The following is a 15,202-nucleotide window of genomic DNA, read 5'->3' on the forward strand; positions in this document are numbered from 1 at the left end:
AGCGGACGCGATCGCCCTTATCGCCAGGATTTTCATGCGCCAACGAAGCTCTTACCCCAAACCGTTCAAAGCCCAAGTCGTCCAGGAATGCCTGCAACCTGGAGCGACGATTTCTAGCGTGGCCATCCATCACGGCATCAACGCCAACGTGATCCGCAAGTGGCTACCAATGTACCGGGATCAATCACCCGCAACCCTGCCAGCCTTCGTCCCCATAAAAAATGTCCCAAAGCGCGCAACAGAAGAGATGGTGATCATCTCGCTGCCTCTGGGCGATAAATCCATCACAGTAAAATGGCCCGCCTCGATCCGGACGGCTGCGCGCGTTTTATTTGTGGCCTCGCTCAATGATTCGCGTCGATTCCATCTGGCTCGCTACCCAGCCCATGGACATGCGCGCCGGCACCGACACGGCACTGGCCCGGGTGGTTGCCGTGTTCGGTGCGGCGAAGCCGCACTGCGCTTACCTCTTTGCCAACCGCCGGGCCAACCGCATGAAGGTGTTGGTGCATGACGGTGTTGGTATTTGGCTGGCGGCGCGGCGATTGAACCAGGGCAAATTTCATTGGCCGGGCATCCATCGTGGGACGGATGTCGAACTCGACCCCGAACAACTTCAGGCGCTGGTACTTGGATTGCCCTGGCAACGAGTAGGTACAGGTGGCGCAATTACATTGCTTTAAACGCTGCCTTTTAGCTGTAGCAGTCGGGCTGCTTTGGTAAAGTCCACGGCATGACTTCCTTGCCCGATCTCGACCAAATGACTCCCGAACAACTGCGCACGCTGGCTGCGCAGTTGATGTCCAAGGTCGACACCCTGGACAGAAAAATCCATCGTGATGAAACGATCATTGAGCAACTCACTCACGAGATCGCCATTCTCAAACGCCACAAGTTCGCCAAGCGCAGCGAGCAGATCAGCCCGGCGCAAGGCAGCTTGCTCGATGACCTGCTCAATACCGACCTCGAGGCCATCGAGGCCGAGTTAAAAGCACTTCATCCAGCACCCGCCCAGGCGGAACCACACCAGCAACCCAAGCGTGCGCCGTTGCCGCTGCAACTCCCTCGCACCGTGATCAGCCACGAGCCAGAGAACACCCAGTGCACCTGCGGCTGCCAGCTTCAGCGTATTGGCGAAGATGTCAGCGAGAAGCTGGACTACACGCCGGGCGTGTTCACCGTCGAACAGCATGTGCGTGGGAAATGGGCCTGCCGGCAGTGCGAAACGCTGATCCAGGCGCCGGTACCACCGCAGGTGATCGACAAGGGCATCCCCACCGCCGGCTTGCTGGCGCACGTGATGGTTGCCAAGTTCGCTGACCATCTGCCGCTCTATCGACAGGAAAAGATCTTCGGCCGTGCCGGACTAGCCATCCCGCGCTCGACGCTGGCGCAGTGGGTGGGTCAAACCGGCGTGCAGCTTCAGCCGCTGGTCGATGCGCTGCGCGAAGCAGTGCTGGCCCAACGCATAGTCCACGCCGATGAAACGCCGGTACAAATGCTCGCTCCAGGCGAGAAGAAAACCCATCGTGCTTACGTCTGGGCCTACAGCAGCACACCATTCTCGGCACTCAAGGCCGTGGTCTACGACTTCAGCCCCAGCCGTGCCGGCGAACATGCGCGTAACTTCCTAGGCACATGGAACGGCAAGCTGGTCTGCGATGATTTCGCCGGCTACAAGGCCAGCTTCGAGCTGGGCATCACCGAAATCGGCTGCATGGCGCATGCGCGCCGCAAGTTCTTCGACCTGCATGTAGCAAATAAAAGCCAGTTGGCGGAGCAGGCGTTGCACTCAATCGGCGGCCTGTACGAGGTCGAGCGACATGCCAGGGAAATGAGCGACGAAGATCGCTGGCGACTACGCCAGGAAACAGCGGTGCCCATTGCTGAAAAACTGCATGAGTGGATGTTGGCCCAACGCGAACTTGTGCCCGAGGGTTCGGCCACGGCCAAGGCCCTGGATTACAGCCTTAAACGCTGGTTAGCGCTGACGCGCTACCTGGAAGATGGTGCTGTGCCCATCGACAACAACCAGATCGAGAACTTGATCCGGCCTTGGGCGCTTGGGCGGTCGAACTGGCTGTTTGCTGGGTCGCTGCGCAGCGGCAAGCGGGCAGCAGCGATCATGAGCTTGATCCAGTCAGCGCGCATAAATGGGCATGATCCGTATGCTTATCTCAAGGATGTGCTGACGCGGTTGCCGACGCAACGAGCCAGTGAGATCGAGCTGCTGCTGCCGCATAAGTGGATGCCGGCCTAGTCATGCAAGACGGATTGGCTGGACGCTTGCGGTCTAGGGAATGGCCTGAGGCGATGAACAAGCGACGGCGACCACCTTATCGGCATCATCCTGGGCAGTTCAACTGTTCAGGGTGAAGCTCAATGGAAAAGAGTGTGCTGTTCCTGGCCAGGTAGTAATGCTCCTGGTGAAACTTGAACCTGCGCATCATCGCCAGCAACTGCGGTTCCTTGCAGGCCAGTTGTTCCAGATCACGGCGTATTCTCGCCTCCATGCTGGCCTTGCGTTCCTCGGAGAGGCTGCTCGCTGCTAAGTCGATCCTGTAGCGGTAGAAGATCGTGTCACCGTACGTCAAACCGACGTACTCAAGGGTGGTAATTGCATCCAGTTTCTTTGGCAGGGTCGCGTCCAACTGGGCGAGGCGCTCGACCAGCAGCGCCTGTTGGGCCACCTTCTCCTGCTCAGCCTTGAGCGCGAAATAGCGTCCAATCCCGGCAATCAGTATCACCGCAGCGATACCCAGATAGAAATTACGTGGGTTGCGCCGCTTCTTCGGCGCCAGCTTCATCAACATCTTGAATGACTCGTCCTGAGCATGAAAAAGCTCCTAGCGAAACTAGGAGCTACGAGTGAAAACGGCATAGCCTGACACAATACCCCCGGGGGAGCACTCGGCTAATCCGGGGAGGTTGTCAGGGCGAGCACTGCGTGAGCTGTCTGCCCAGGCCTGAACTGACTTCGACGCGCCGCGGCTGCGAATCGAGAAGCCAGGAAAAATCTCTAGCCAACCTTCAACTGCCTAGTATGTTGCAGTTCAGCGCTCAGGGTGGTCACTGGCCCACTATCGCCCTCAATGCTGGAGTTCGAAAGGTGAATTGGCCGGACGCTTACGTTGGAGATGACAGTGGTTGCCATAGTATTTGCGAACTACTGAGCAGTAAGGCGCACTCAGCGTCAACCTGACACCAGCGCGGATAGGGTACATGGAGTACACCCAGAGAATGACAGGCCACTTCAGTCGCTTTGATGAGACCACTGTGGCCGCGAAAATGGCATTCGCTGAACAACCTTAAGAGCTTTCAAGACAGGCCACAATCTTGGCAAGCATCCATAATCTCCGAGTGCTTATTGAGGTAGGCTTTGTCGGCGCTGTTCTCATATGACGGCAGAAGCTACATAGACGACTGTTGATAACGGGCTTTGAGTCCCGCAGCTGTTTCCTTGGAGCGGCTTAGGCTGCGGTGCGATTTTCAGAATGGGGAATGCTGTGATGAATGTCGAAGAGCTATTCGAGCGCTGGAAGGCAACACTGAATCGGCGCTATGGACAAGGTTTCCCAGTTGAGTTTGTTGAAAAAGCTCACCAGAACCTGCTAACCGCCTACGAGGGCTTCATCGAAAGCGAGTGCGTGGACGCGATTTTCCTCGAAGGGTTGTGCTCCTCCAACTTAAACAGCTCTGCCCAGCGCCTAGGCGAAATGCTTATGTTCGAGCGCCTTAAGCATGCAGGGTATGATCCTAAAGGTTCCCCGGGTGGCAAGGGGCCGGATTTTCGGGTGCAGCAAGACGGAAAACTGATCTGCCTTGAGCTCGTCACTCCGTCGATCGGTGAAGACGTGAAAATTAATGAGCTATTCACATCTCATGACCCGCTGAATCCTTGTCCTGACGCCGCTACTAATCTCCGGCAGCGGACTTTGCTAAGAGTGAGTAGTGCGATCTCGGAGAAATTGCGCAAATATGAAGGCTACCTCAGGGAAGGGGTAGTCGGCCCTCACGATGTACTTGTCATCGTGGTGAACGATGCGCTCCTTTGCCCAGATTCATTCTTTTACGGAGTTAGTCACAACGCTGACGCTGGGGTAGGTGGTCAGTCTCTTGCTGAGCATGCCGTTTATGGTTTCGGCCACTCTATCTGGGAGCTGGACAGCGAAAATACTAACCACGTTCGGAAGAGCACGTATAGGGAGTTCGTGGACAACAGACCGGAACCTGGAAGAGATGGTAGCCCTCGCGGGCCCGTGCCTGTGAGTCTGTTCAGGAGCCCTGCCCAACAAGAGGCTGCCGACATCGCTCTTCGTGCGTCAATAATTTCTGCGGTGCTACAGGTGACTCTGAGGGAGGATTATGGCGTACTGATGCTTCTGCGCGAGAAAGCAGAGACTGAGGATCGACTGTTTGAAGGCCTGTTGCGTCCAGGTGTTCTCGTTACCAACCCGCGAGCAGAAAATCCGATTGACGTTCCCAGTCAGCATGGCCTGATGAGAATAGTCGATGCTCCAGCCCTCTCGTTAAAGGGGTTATGGGATCTGAAGAATCGTGAGCTGAAGATGCTCCTAGGCGAAGGCTACAAAGAACAGCCTTTCCCCGGGGTGAACTGATAACAGCCAGGCCCCGTATCACAGATCCCAAGCCCAATCTCAGCGGGGCGCTCGTCCCGCGAAACCATAGGCGGCCGGGCAAAGAGGGAGCGTTTGAAGGGGAAGTGGGTGGCCCCAGAAATTTCTGGTTTCTAGTCCGGCTGTCACGTGTGTTATTCCCGGTACAGCGTACTCAGCGCCCTTGCCACACGGACTTCATTACCTTGCTCATCCCATCCAATCTAGTAAAAATCAAAATGGACTCGGTGGTAATCATGATGGCATGACTCCACTGTCATGGCCGAAAAAGCGCTTTCAGCACTTCGCTGAGCATGCTGCTTGCTGGGCTGGCCACGGGGAGTTATGTGGTTAGCAAAAATACTGATTTTTCCCACGCAGTAGGGCGGTTCACGGCGACCTTGAAATTGAAGTTACCGAAGCACGCACTTGCTTAGCAAGACTTCAACGTAGTTTTGGCAATGTAACAGCAGCAACGTTACATTCCCAAAAATACGTTACAGTGCAGGAATTCGGACGCCTACGGTAAACTACCGGGTACCACAAGCTGAGGCAGATCGCCTTTTTGCTTCAGCTAGACATTCTTTGAGCTTCTCTATGCTCATGACCTCTGCTCCACGATGCACCACTGCATGACAGTTCGGGCAGAGCGGGATCAGATCGGTTATTGGATTGAGCTTGTATTCAGCGCCAATCATACTCAGGGGTACGAGGTGATGGACATGGATGAGCCCTTCGGCTACCTCGCCATAGACCAGACCGAAGTCGAACTCACACGCAGCGCAAACAGCTTTGTGGTGGTCAACGCACGCTGCCCGAGCCTGAGCGCTACGCTCGTAGGCATTGACCTTGACCTCTCGAAGCGCGCCCTCCAAGTAGAGCTCAGGTTGGATAATCTCTTCAGGAATCGCTGCTGTAGGAGGCTCATCACACGCGAACCACTCACCGTCCTGCTGGAGCAGCCATTTGCGAGTGATATAGCGCTCAAAGTCCTTGATCTTTGCAGGGCCCACGCCGTCCATATCCTGGCGCTCGTCCGAGTGCGTAATCTTAAACGTATAAAGTTCGTACCCTTCCTCGGTTACAAGCCTGAGATGCTCGACGCTCTGCGCGTAGCCATTGTTGCGGCGCCCATTCTCAATCTCCCAATCCTCGCAAAGTATGAGTGAGCGGTCGCCGTTCATGTGGGTATCCCAAGCGCCGAAAATGACCTTCCGCTCCTGGTGATTCACAAACGACCAGCTCCATGTCCAGTTTTTACACGTTGCCCCCAAGGATTCGATAAAGGCTTTACGGTTTGGGTAGCGAGGGATGGTCATGCGCAAATCCTGTGCGTTGGGTTGCCTAGTGGAGCATTGAAGATAGGACACTCTACAGAACGTGACGGAGTCGACAACGTTACCTCTTCGCTTATAGCATCAGGCAACGCAGCCATTAAAGCGCCATGCAGCAGTAACTCGCCAAGGAACGTCGACCGTGATCACTAAAATCCGAATTCGTGGGTACCGCATCTATAAAGATTTCCTACTGAAGCCTAACCCCGGCGTGAACATCCTGGTCGGTGACAATGACGCCGGGAAGTCCACATTGATGGAAGCCATCTCGCTGGCGCTTAACGGCCGGATAGGTGGGCGAGGGATCCTAGAAGAGCTGAATCCTCACTGGTTCAACACCGAAATGGTGGCTGAGTTTGTGGCCCTCCGGAACGCTGGGCAACAGCCGAAGCTTCCAGAAATCCTGATTGAGCTTTACCTGCAAGACACAGCTGAACTGCAGGTGCTGCTCGGCGCCGTGAATGCCGACGTGCCAACGAACGTCTGTCCTGGGATGTTCCTCTCCATTTTCCCTAATGAGGAATACCAAGACGAACTGGTTGAATGGCTCAAGGATCCTTCACCATTACTTCCCGTGGAGTATTACACCTACGAGTGGCGGTCGTTCGCTGACAATGAACTCACTCGGCGGCCGCGGGCACTCTCGGTGGCTACGATCGATTCTCGCACGGTCAAATCCGCCGCCGGCGTTGATTACCACCTTCGGCAAATTCTGAGTGATCACTTGGAGTCAGCCGAGAAAGCGCAAATCTCGCTGGACTATCGAGGAGTCAAAGCATCCATGACTGAGGGTGCGCTGGCGCCGGTTAACAAGCGGTTGGCAGGACTTGGTGCGGCACTGCAGTCTGAGCCTATGGCGCTGGCAATGGATCAGACGTCTCGGACATCTTGGGATAGCGTAGTCACTCCGCACGTCGACGGCCTCCCATTTACGATGGCTGGCCAGGGACAACAAGCGGCTATCAAGATCTCCCTCGCGATGAAGCGGCATTCTTCGAACGTGAAGATCGTGATGATTGAGGAGCCCGAAAACCACCTATCACACACCAGCCTGACGACCCTGCTCGATCGTATCGAAGACCTGGCGACGGAGGAGCAACAGCTCTTCATTTCGACTCACAGTACCTACGTGTTGAACCGGCTTGGCCTCAATGCGTTGCTACTGCTGCACCGCAACAGCGCCGCCAATATCACAGAGTTCGACCCAACCACCGTGAGCTATTTCCAGAAGCTACCTGGCTACGACACCCTCCGCCTCGTGCTAGCGAAGAAAGTCGTCCTGGTTGAGGGGCCATCTGACGAGATCATTTTTGAACGTGTCTACAAAGACTGCTTCGGTGCACGTCCAATGGCCCATGGTATCGATGTTATCAGCATGCGTGGGCTAGCACTGGCGCGATGCCTTGAGCTCTGCGCTGCGATCGACAAGCCTGTCGCTGTGATGCGCGACAACGATGGAATGGATCCAGCCGAGCTACGCATACCGGTTGAGAAGTGGCTGGCGGCGAAACGTAGAGATCTATTCATCGGCGACGTGGCTGACGGCGCTACGCTTGAACCCCAACTCATTACCGCGAATGGCGAACCCCGGTTGCGCAAAACGCTTGGCCTCACCACTGCAGCCACTCTATTGACGTGGATGACACGTGAGAAGACGGAAGGGGCGATACGTCTTGCTGAATCGGATGAGGTGCTTAGCCCACCTGGCTACATGAAGGCTGCGGCGGAGTTCATCCACAATGCCTAACCATCTGAGTCTTGCAGTCGCCGGCGGCAGAAAAACACAGGGCCTAGTTGATCATTGCAAAGCGCTGCCTAGCGATCGCCGCGTACTTGTCGTCACCTTCACTCAGACTAATCAGCAAGAGTTAATCCACCGTCTTCGTGCTCAGGCCGGTGACCTTCACAAAACCGAGGTATTGGGCTGGTACACCTTTTTGCTTCGTCACTTTGCAAAACCGTTCCTGCCGATCAAATTTCAGGGTGAGCGGGTAGGGGGCTTCAATTTCGAAGGACGCCCCAGCTTGTATGCAAAGGGCAGGCCGAATTCTCGGATCGATGTCCGCATGGTCGGCGATGTACGCCAGGCGGTGCTCTCGACCAACCCGCGGGGGCAGAAAAACAAACAGTACGGATACGCCGGTGCGCTTGAGTGGTTCCAAGAACGCGAGAAGGGAGGACTGCTTAGCATCGATTACGCAACCATCACCTATCGCTGCCGAACGGAGATCGCTTCATTTTCTGATACCATTTTTGATGCGTCATGGGGGTTTCCCGGCACCACTTCAGAGAATCACGTGGTGACAGATCATGATGGAGTGTTCCTGGTGCACTCGAAGCACGTCGACCAGTATGTCGAACGCTACCGCCCACAATGCCTCCGCAGCACAGTAGCGTCAGGCAAAGAGTTCACCCTCGACTTCATGAATTTTAAGGTTTCCAAAGGCGCCACGTTCGAGCGTGTGCTGATCGTACCTACAGCACCGATCAAAGCATTCATCCAAAATGAGACTTGCCTTGAGGCAACGCCTGCGGCCGCGTTCTACGTGGCGGTAACGCGCGCAAAGCAGAGCCTGGCAATCGTTGTCGACAAACCGGGCAAGTCGAAGCTGCCGGTCTGGGTGCCTTTTTAGAAATGATGATCAATAAATAGGGCATAAGACAGCATAACCTTAGACCCTCCTGAGTTTACTCAACTAAATAGATGTTTAGTTGAGCTATTGGGGAATCAACCAATCAAAAGGTATGAGATTCGCTGGCGACGAGGAGGAGAACCTGGGGCACCACGTAAGACAGATTTTATCTGCTCTGCTGCAAGATCCAGCGAGGATCGATCGGCTTTATATACCGCCTGCACCTGCTTATCGCGAGCAGAGCGCTTCAGTAGCATTATGTCTTCAAAGCTGCTTTGAGAAACTTGCCGGTTCATGTGCGTCATTACGCCTGCAGAGTTCTGAATCAATTGACGTAAAACCAAGTCCGTCGCGTCACCCCACATCAGGGAGCTTGAAAGCCACAAGGGTGCAGACTTCAATCCTGAGAGTCAAGGTACAAGGGATGCCACGGGATTGTCGATCGAATGATGCCGTTCTCTACGTGAAATGTGTGCTGTTTGACCCGGATGTGCTCGACGGAATTCGCGTAGGCGCCAGATCTGAATGACTGGGTCCAGTTGCTCCAACCCCAGCGAGCGGCATCCAAGGAATTTGGTAGGCTGTCATCGCAAGGTCATGTCGTGAAAGCAGATGGCGCTGGCCGTAGGCGTCCTGATCTGGGAGTCGAGTCTGATACGCATATTTAAATAATCTTTTCAGGTCAATGCTGGGCGCCATGCTCGCTAAGGGGCTGATTTGTATCCCGTTTCATATTTAGCTGTTTTTCCGCATGTTTAGTTAATCTCGACAGTGACGTAAGCCATTGATTTATCTGGAGCTTCGCATAATGTATATTATGTTAAATTGAGTAATATGTTTCGAATGTTACTGCTGCGGCGCACCTGCGCCACACACCTTGCTTCGCTGTTCACACTCCCTGTACGATTTCCCCAGTTTGTTTGGCTATCCACTCATTCCAAGGAAGGACCATGCGCTTCGTACAGTTCCTCAGCAATCCTCCTGAAAATTTCAAGGGTGGAGCCCGCCAGCGTGTGAAACGGCTCGTTGCCGAGATGTCACCGGGGGTGAAGCCTCACACGCCAACTCCACGAAACAACACGGTCCTGCCTCTTTCGATGTATGAAGGTGGAGTGGCTGACACCCGGCACGAAGACTGCCACCGAGGACACCTCATTGCTCTGGAGTTTGGTGGGCCCGAGTCCTCGAGCAACCTGGTTCCGATGTATGGCTCATTCAACTCGGGAGGTATATGGCGCCAATTCGAGCGTGAGCTTGAGAGCTGGGTGGATGCCGCAGGAGGTAATTGCGAAGTGGCCATCACCTGCGATTACGCTACCGAAATTTCCGAAGAACAGCGTGTGCCCACGCGGTTCACGATTATCACGAAAGTCCTGGCCGGCCAGCACCTCGATCGCACACGCACGTGGCCTATTCTGCATCCAAAGCCAGCGCCTATCATCGGCGGTGCCGACCCGACGAAGAAGGCCGAATACCTCGCACTCATCGACGAAATGACAAACGCAGGCTGGGACATCCAGGACCAGTTGAATACTGTAGGGTTTCCCTCTTACCGACGGCTCCCCGTTTTTCCTGCCGCGGCAAGGCCTTACGCGTTCCTCGATTATGCCGAGTGGAAGTCCGTCAAGGATGACCCCCAGCAGCTTGCGCATTGGAATGACCGCGTAATACTGTCGCAGGCAGCCGAATTCTCAAGCACGCAGATCGAAACTATCCGCGCAGTCAACCGCGTTCTCAACGATGGGTATCTTATAAGCGACGCCATCGTTGACCCTGTGTACACCGACAAGTACCGCATTCCAGGCCAGCGGGTTGGTCTACTGGTCGAAGGTGGTCATGATCTCACACCTCAGGTCGATCACATTATTGCCAAGTCTGCCAGCGGAGCGGCCGTTTACAGCAATGCCATGTTGATCAGCGCCAAGCACAACAGCGACAAGCGCGCACGATTGGCGTTCGCAGACAGCAATGCTTTGAGCAGCATTGTTCGCGGTACCGGCAGAGTCAAAAGATATAAGCCTTACTGAACTTGATTTCGAAGACTCGATAGCTGCAGGCAAGCATCAGTGCCTGCCCTCCTCTTCGCCGCGATGAGCAAAAGTATAGCCATACTTGGTTGCAGCCATGACACGAAAGGACTCCGATGAGCGCCGAAGAAAAGATTGACACGACTGCACCCGCCGTTGCCGTCAAAGCGAATGCACAATTTCCCTGGGTACTTGCACTGCCTTTTCTTGGCCTCATCGGGTATGCAACGCTTTACGTCACCGGATTACTCTATTGGCAGGATTACCTGCGTGGCCTGAACATACCTTCTGGACTGTTCGGAGCCGAACCTCGGGATTATTTCGTCTTCGCCTATATGGCCTTGATCGAGACGCTCAACAACTGGACCGGGTTTGTGCGCAACGCAGTTGTTTGGTTGACTGTGATAGCCATTATTCTAGGATTCTCCATTGAGCTGGTGATCATCAAGAAGCTCGAAAGCAACGCCCGGATAAAGCTGGCGGTCGAGAGATACACCAGGAACCGATACGTAGGCCTTACCAGCGCCCTCGTTGTGTTTTCAACAGCAGTCACGACGGTGCTGATGCTGGTACCGCTTAACGTGGGCGCCTTTGCTCTGCCCTCCTCCAGGCCCGTCGAAACAGAGTGATACCCCTGACCAAAGTAGACTGGGCGCTCCTGAGCGTGCTGGGTTCCTGTTCGAAGCCGGCGCCGCAGAGGCCTTCGACATCGAGCTCCATCATGCGTTGGGCAACGAACTGAATCAGTTGATTACTTGGCCGCGTACACACGCTGGGCAAACTCGGCGATGGCCTGCGCCATTTCGCGAGGCTGCTCGGGCGCCATGGCATGCCCAGCGTTGGCAATGGTCTTGTGTTCGACCCGGTCGCCGAGCATCGACTTGAGAATGTTCGGGATTACTACCGCATCATACTGCCCCTGCAAGTCAAGAATGGGTACGGTGTTACCGGCTGACCAGTAAAGCTCCACGGGCGTGGTATCCCGTGCAAGGTCCTGGGCCTGGTGAGTCTTGTCGTACCAGCCGGCCAGCCAGGCTCGCGGGTCATTACCGGGCGCGAAGAACGCCTCCTTGAGATAGTCGATACGCTTGGCTTGCGGCAACGAATAATTACCCGCGCCTTTGATGGCCTCGACCATACGGCCATAGGGTTTTTCCGACGAGCCTGCAGGCAATTTGCCAATCGACGCGGCCGCTAGCACGACGCCGTTGACCAGGTCCGGGCGATCCACCGCCAGTACGCGCGCGGGCTGGCTGCCCCAGGCATGCCCGACCACTACCGAAGGCCCGGTCTTGGCCTTGTCCATCACCAGAGCCACATCGGCGGCGAAGTCGTGGAGCGTTGGTGTGTCCATCGGTGCCGTACTGCCCTTGACCCCGCGCGGCTCAGGGCGGATCACGCGATAGCCGTCAGCGGCCAGGTAGCGCGCCACCTCGTCATAATCATTCGCGCCACGGCCTTTTGACGGCAGGATCACGATGACATGGCCCTTTCCCTGATCCAGCGCTTCGATATGCACATTGCCCTTTTCGGCAACAAGTGTACGTACCGAATCATCGGCATTTCCCGGCACGCTATAGGCAACGAGTCCAGCGACGATTAAGGATTGCATGAGGTTAATGTAGTGCATCGCACGAGCCTTCTATTATTGTTTGGCACGCCAAACTGATGGGTGTGAACCCTCAGATTTATGCACTTTGAAGAAAATAACCAATACTGATATCTCATGGTTCTCGATGCTTTTCGGGCATGACCGTGACTCTGTATTTAACGCCTACGGGCTGCTGGTGCTGCAAGGCCTGCATGCTGGGAGTGATGTGCCTGAAGCGGCTGGCCGACTTGTTGTTGGCATGATCTGCTTGAGAGAGATTAGAGAACTGCGCAATGCAAACTCAAATACTCAAGAGCTCGGTCACGGGCAGTCGATTGGTGGTCTTCATCTCCCGCAGGGAAAGATTCGAGCGAATACTTGAAACGCCAGGGAGCTTCCTCAGTACCGTTTCAACAAAGCGGCTATAACTGTCCAAGTCCCGTGCAATAACCTCAAGTAAAAAGTCCGCCTCACCCGTTGTGTTGTGGCAACTCAGAACCTGTGAGGCCGACAGAATGATCTTTTCAAACCTTGCTGTGGCTTCTTCACTGTGATCAGTGCAAGAGATCTGAACAAAGGCCTTAACGCCTAGCCCCAATTTCTTTCGATTAAGAATGGCTTGATATCCCTCGATAACGCCGCATTCTTCAAGACGTCTCTGCTTTCGCCAACAGGACGCCTCACTGAGGGAAAGCTGCTCGGCCAGCTTGACATTCGACAGCTTGCCGTCTCGCTGCAGCCGATCTGATATTGCAATATCCATCTTATCAAGTGGCTCAAACATGAAAGAATCCATCGGAAATTAATCAATTAATGAAGACTAATTTCATATCTTGCGTTCTGTCAATTGCAATTTGAAAGGTAATTTCAAGGCGTTCATTCATAATGGAAATGACTGGATCCCCTCCAAACATAGGTGATTTGAATGAAAGCAGTAGTCTACGAAGCCTTTTCCAAGCCGCCGCGTCTGATGACCGTGGCAGACCCGTCCCCGAAACATCATGGTGTTGTTATTCAGGTGCTTGGCACAGGTGTGTGCCGAAGCGACTGGCACGGCTGGAAAGGTCATGACCCTGACATTGAACTGCCGCATGTGCCGGGTCATGAGCTCGCGGGCATCGTGGCCGAGGTGGGCAAGGATGTCACTCGGTGGAAGGTCGGCGACCGTGTGACCGTGCCGTTCGTGGGGGGGTGTGGTGCTTGTCCAGAGTGCAACAGCGGCAATCAGCAGGTTTGCAACACGCAGTTCCAACCGGGCTTCACTCATTGGGGTTCTTTTGCCGAATACGTCGGCATACATCAAGCCGATCTGAACCTGGTCGCACTGCCTGAGAGCATGGACTTCGCAACCGCTGCAAGCCTGGGTTGTCGCTTCGCCACCTCTTTCCGAGCAGTCGTTGACCAAGGCAAAGTCAGCGCAGGTCAGTGGGTAGCGGTTCACGGGTGCGGAGGCGTAGGCCTGTCTGCGGTGATGATCGCCCAAGCCATCGGCGCGAACGTCGTAGCCATCGATATTTCGCAGGAAAAACTCGAACTGGCACGCTCGCTCGGTGCTGTCGCCACCATTAACGCCCACCGGGTCGCGGACGTCACCGAAGCCGTGCTGGAAATTACTCAGGGCGGCGCCCACGTATCGCTGGATGCATTAGGCCATCCAAGCACTTGTTTCAACTCCATCAACAACCTGCGCCGTCGCGGCAAACACGTCCAGGTTGGCCTGATGCTCGCCGATCACGCTACGCCGGCGATCCCGATGAGCAAGGTCATTGCGCACGAACTGGAGATCTACGGTAGCCACGGCATGCAAGCGCATCGCTATGATGCCATGATCGAGATGATCACCTCCGGCAAGCTGGCGCCAGAAAAACTCGTGGGGAAAACTATCAGCCTGGAGCAGTCGATCGACGCGTTGATGAACATGGATCGGTTCGAGACGACAGGTGTAACCGTCATAACGGAATTTTAATTCCTGACGAACTCCCTAAGCCGCTATGAGAAAACGCCCGATTTAGTTGCATTTATTCGCAGAGCATGTGGAAAGCCCGCAAGTGGCTTGGTCTCCGGCTTTCCCGTAAATAAGCGATTGGCTCAGTTCTCTTTGTTCAAAAGGCGCTCTTGATGACACCACCGTCGACACGAAGCGCCGCGCCGGTGGTCGCCGATGCGAGCGGACTTGCCACGTAGGCTACGAGCGAGGCCACCTCCTGCGGTGTCCCGAAGCGCTTGATCAGCGAGGTCGGACGCACGTGATCGAAAAACTCGGCCTCGATCTGCTCGAAGCTCTTGTTGCTCGATCGCGCCATCTCTTCGACGAAGTCGCCAACGCCACGCGATTTCGTCGGGCCAGGCAGTACGCTGTTGACCGTGATGCCCGTGCCCGCGACTGATTCTGCCAGCCCGCGCGAAACGGCGAGTTGCGCGGTCTTTGTCATACCGTAGTGGATCATCTCGGTGGGGATCTGCACAGCACTCTCACTTGAGATGAATATGATCCGCCCCCAGTTCGCTCGCTTCATCTCTGGCAGCACCAAGCGCGCAAGACGGACGCCGCTCAGGACATTGACATCAAAGAACCGCTGCCAATCTTCGTCAGGAATATCTTCAAAGGCCTTGGGTTCAAAGATCCCCAGGTTGTTGACGAGGATGCTGATACCCGGATGACGTCGAACGACCTCATTCGCGGCTTCGGGCTGACTAAGGTCCGCGGCATAGCCATGGACCGTGCCGTGAGTCTCCGAGCGTATGCGATTCACCGCCTCGTCGACCCCCGCCTGCGTTCTGCCGTTGACGATAACGCTGGCGCCCTCTTGGGCGAGCGTGTGTGCGATCGCGTAGCCGATGCCGGCCGTGCTACCACTTACCAGGGCAATCTTGCCATTGAGTTGCAAGTCCATAACGACTCTCCTTAGTTGATTACAGTAAATGCCGCGAAGATGGGACGCAAGTTAGTGCTTGCGACTTCAATGTATCAGGGAATCCTCCCGCTACGTGTCAACACCGA

At 55.3% G+C, this 15,202-nt stretch carries 13 protein-coding genes and 1 pseudogene; 9 read left to right on the forward strand and 5 right to left on the reverse strand.

Translation table 11 applies throughout. From position 1 onward, the window contains the following. Positions 1-34 precede the first annotated feature (34 nt). The 3 genes and pseudogenes from PFEN_RS31590 to tnpC all read left to right on the forward strand — a co-directional run. Positions 35-175, forward strand: a pseudogene (locus tag PFEN_RS31590) (transposase); the annotation flags it as partial. A 172-nt stretch (positions 176-347) separates the two neighbouring features. After that, positions 348-683 carry an IS66 family insertion sequence element accessory protein TnpB gene (tnpB, locus tag PFEN_RS30815; protein WP_224771047.1) on the forward strand — a complete coding sequence of 112 codons (336 nt, stop codon included), beginning with the start codon at positions 348-350 and terminating at the stop codon, positions 681-683. Between the two features lie 50 nt (positions 684-733). Continuing rightward, positions 734-2,260 (forward strand): IS66 family transposase, encoded by a 1,527-nt coding sequence (gene tnpC, locus PFEN_RS22200; protein WP_177104818.1) that lies wholly within the window; start codon positions 734-736, stop codon positions 2,258-2,260. Between the two features lie 85 nt (positions 2,261-2,345). Here tnpC and PFEN_RS22205 read toward each other — a convergent pair whose 3' ends face one another. Further along, on the reverse strand, positions 2,346-2,813 hold the full coding sequence (locus PFEN_RS22205) for a hypothetical protein (RefSeq protein ID WP_177104820.1): 468 nt from the start codon (positions 2,811-2,813) through the stop codon (positions 2,346-2,348). 696 nt (positions 2,814-3,509) lie between these two features. On the opposite strand from PFEN_RS22205, the gene PFEN_RS22210 reads away from it, so the two are divergent. Continuing rightward, on the forward strand, positions 3,510-4,619 hold the full coding sequence (locus tag PFEN_RS22210) for a hypothetical protein (protein ID WP_191488854.1): 1,110 nt from the start codon (positions 3,510-3,512) through the stop codon (positions 4,617-4,619). A 527-nt stretch (positions 4,620-5,146) separates the two neighbouring features. Here PFEN_RS22210 and PFEN_RS22215 read toward each other — a convergent pair. Further along, positions 5,147-5,935 (reverse strand): HNH endonuclease, encoded by a 789-nt coding sequence (locus PFEN_RS22215; RefSeq protein ID WP_191488855.1) that lies wholly within the window; start codon positions 5,933-5,935, stop codon positions 5,147-5,149. Positions 5,936-6,092: 157 nt separating this feature from the next. On the opposite strand from PFEN_RS22215, the gene PFEN_RS22220 reads away from it, so the two are divergent. The 4 genes from PFEN_RS22220 to PFEN_RS22235 all read left to right on the forward strand — a co-directional run bounded on the left by PFEN_RS22220 (position 6,093) and on the right by PFEN_RS22235 (position 11,239). Continuing rightward, positions 6,093-7,697 (forward strand): ATP-dependent nuclease, encoded by a 1,605-nt coding sequence (locus tag PFEN_RS22220; RefSeq protein ID WP_191488856.1) that lies wholly within the window; start codon positions 6,093-6,095, stop codon positions 7,695-7,697. Next, positions 7,690-8,583: an ATP-dependent helicase gene (locus PFEN_RS22225; protein ID WP_191488857.1), complete on the forward strand. Its 894-nt coding sequence runs from the start codon at positions 7,690-7,692 to the stop codon at positions 8,581-8,583. The genes PFEN_RS22220 and PFEN_RS22225 overlap by 8 nt, the downstream gene beginning before the upstream one ends. A gap of 950 nt (positions 8,584-9,533) precedes the next feature. Next, positions 9,534-10,610 (forward strand): DNA/RNA non-specific endonuclease, encoded by a 1,077-nt coding sequence (locus PFEN_RS22230; protein ID WP_191488858.1) that lies wholly within the window; start codon positions 9,534-9,536, stop codon positions 10,608-10,610. A gap of 116 nt (positions 10,611-10,726) precedes the next feature. Further along, the gene (locus PFEN_RS22235; protein ID WP_191488859.1) at positions 10,727-11,239 is read left to right on the forward strand and encodes a hypothetical protein; all 513 of its coding nucleotides are present in this window, start codon (positions 10,727-10,729) and stop codon (positions 11,237-11,239) included. Positions 11,240-11,361: 122 nt separating this feature from the next. Here the strand turns inward: PFEN_RS22235 and PFEN_RS22240 are convergent, their stop codons facing one another. Together PFEN_RS22240 and PFEN_RS22245 are read right to left on the reverse strand one after the other, a co-directional pair. Next, on the reverse strand, positions 11,362-12,240 hold the full coding sequence (locus tag PFEN_RS22240; RefSeq protein ID WP_191488860.1) for an alpha/beta fold hydrolase: 879 nt from the start codon (positions 12,238-12,240) through the stop codon (positions 11,362-11,364). Between the two features lie 262 nt (positions 12,241-12,502). After that, a complete protein-coding gene (locus tag PFEN_RS22245; protein WP_191488861.1) occupies positions 12,503-12,985 on the reverse strand; it encodes an Lrp/AsnC family transcriptional regulator in 483 nt (160 codons plus the stop codon). 141 nt (positions 12,986-13,126) lie between these two features. Here PFEN_RS22245 and PFEN_RS22250 point away from each other — a divergent pair, with 141 nt between their 5' ends. Further along, positions 13,127-14,167, forward strand: coding sequence for a zinc-dependent alcohol dehydrogenase family protein (locus PFEN_RS22250; protein ID WP_191488862.1), 1,041 nt, complete (start codon positions 13,127-13,129; stop codon positions 14,165-14,167). A gap of 136 nt (positions 14,168-14,303) precedes the next feature. On the opposite strand, the gene PFEN_RS22255 is transcribed toward PFEN_RS22250, so the two are convergent. Next, entirely contained in the window at positions 14,304-15,095 is a 792-nt protein-coding gene (locus PFEN_RS22255; protein WP_191488863.1) for an SDR family NAD(P)-dependent oxidoreductase, read from the reverse strand. Between the last annotated feature and the right edge of the window lie 107 nt (positions 15,096-15,202).

This window comes from Pseudomonas sp. FEN (genome assembly GCF_904067045.1).
Taxonomy (GTDB): Bacteria; Pseudomonadota; Gammaproteobacteria; order Pseudomonadales; family Pseudomonadaceae; genus Aquipseudomonas.

Bases quoted from the DNA above. Each gene is read 5' to 3' on its own strand.
- tnpB (WP_224771047.1), top strand. From the start codon at position 348: ATGATTCGCGTCGATTCCATCTGGCTCGCTACCCAGCCCATGGACATG.
- tnpC (WP_177104818.1), top strand. From the start codon at position 734: ATGACTTCCTTGCCCGATCTCGACCAAATGACTCCCGAACAACTGCGC.
- PFEN_RS22205 (WP_177104820.1), bottom strand. From the start codon at position 2,813: ATGTTGATGAAGCTGGCGCCGAAGAAGCGGCGCAACCCACGTAATTTC.
- PFEN_RS22210 (WP_191488854.1), top strand. From the start codon at position 3,510: ATGAATGTCGAAGAGCTATTCGAGCGCTGGAAGGCAACACTGAATCGG.
- PFEN_RS22215 (WP_191488855.1), bottom strand. From the start codon at position 5,935: ATGACCATCCCTCGCTACCCAAACCGTAAAGCCTTTATCGAATCCTTG.
- PFEN_RS22225 (WP_191488857.1), top strand. From the start codon at position 7,690: ATGCCTAACCATCTGAGTCTTGCAGTCGCCGGCGGCAGAAAAACACAG.
- PFEN_RS22230 (WP_191488858.1), top strand. From the start codon at position 9,534: ATGCGCTTCGTACAGTTCCTCAGCAATCCTCCTGAAAATTTCAAGGGT.
- PFEN_RS22235 (WP_191488859.1), top strand. From the start codon at position 10,727: ATGAGCGCCGAAGAAAAGATTGACACGACTGCACCCGCCGTTGCCGTC.
- PFEN_RS22240 (WP_191488860.1), bottom strand. From the start codon at position 12,240: ATGCACTACATTAACCTCATGCAATCCTTAATCGTCGCTGGACTCGTT.
- PFEN_RS22245 (WP_191488861.1), bottom strand. From the start codon at position 12,985: ATGTTTGAGCCACTTGATAAGATGGATATTGCAATATCAGATCGGCTG.
- PFEN_RS22250 (WP_191488862.1), top strand. From the start codon at position 13,127: ATGAAAGCAGTAGTCTACGAAGCCTTTTCCAAGCCGCCGCGTCTGATG.
- PFEN_RS22255 (WP_191488863.1), bottom strand. From the start codon at position 15,095: ATGGACTTGCAACTCAATGGCAAGATTGCCCTGGTAAGTGGTAGCACG.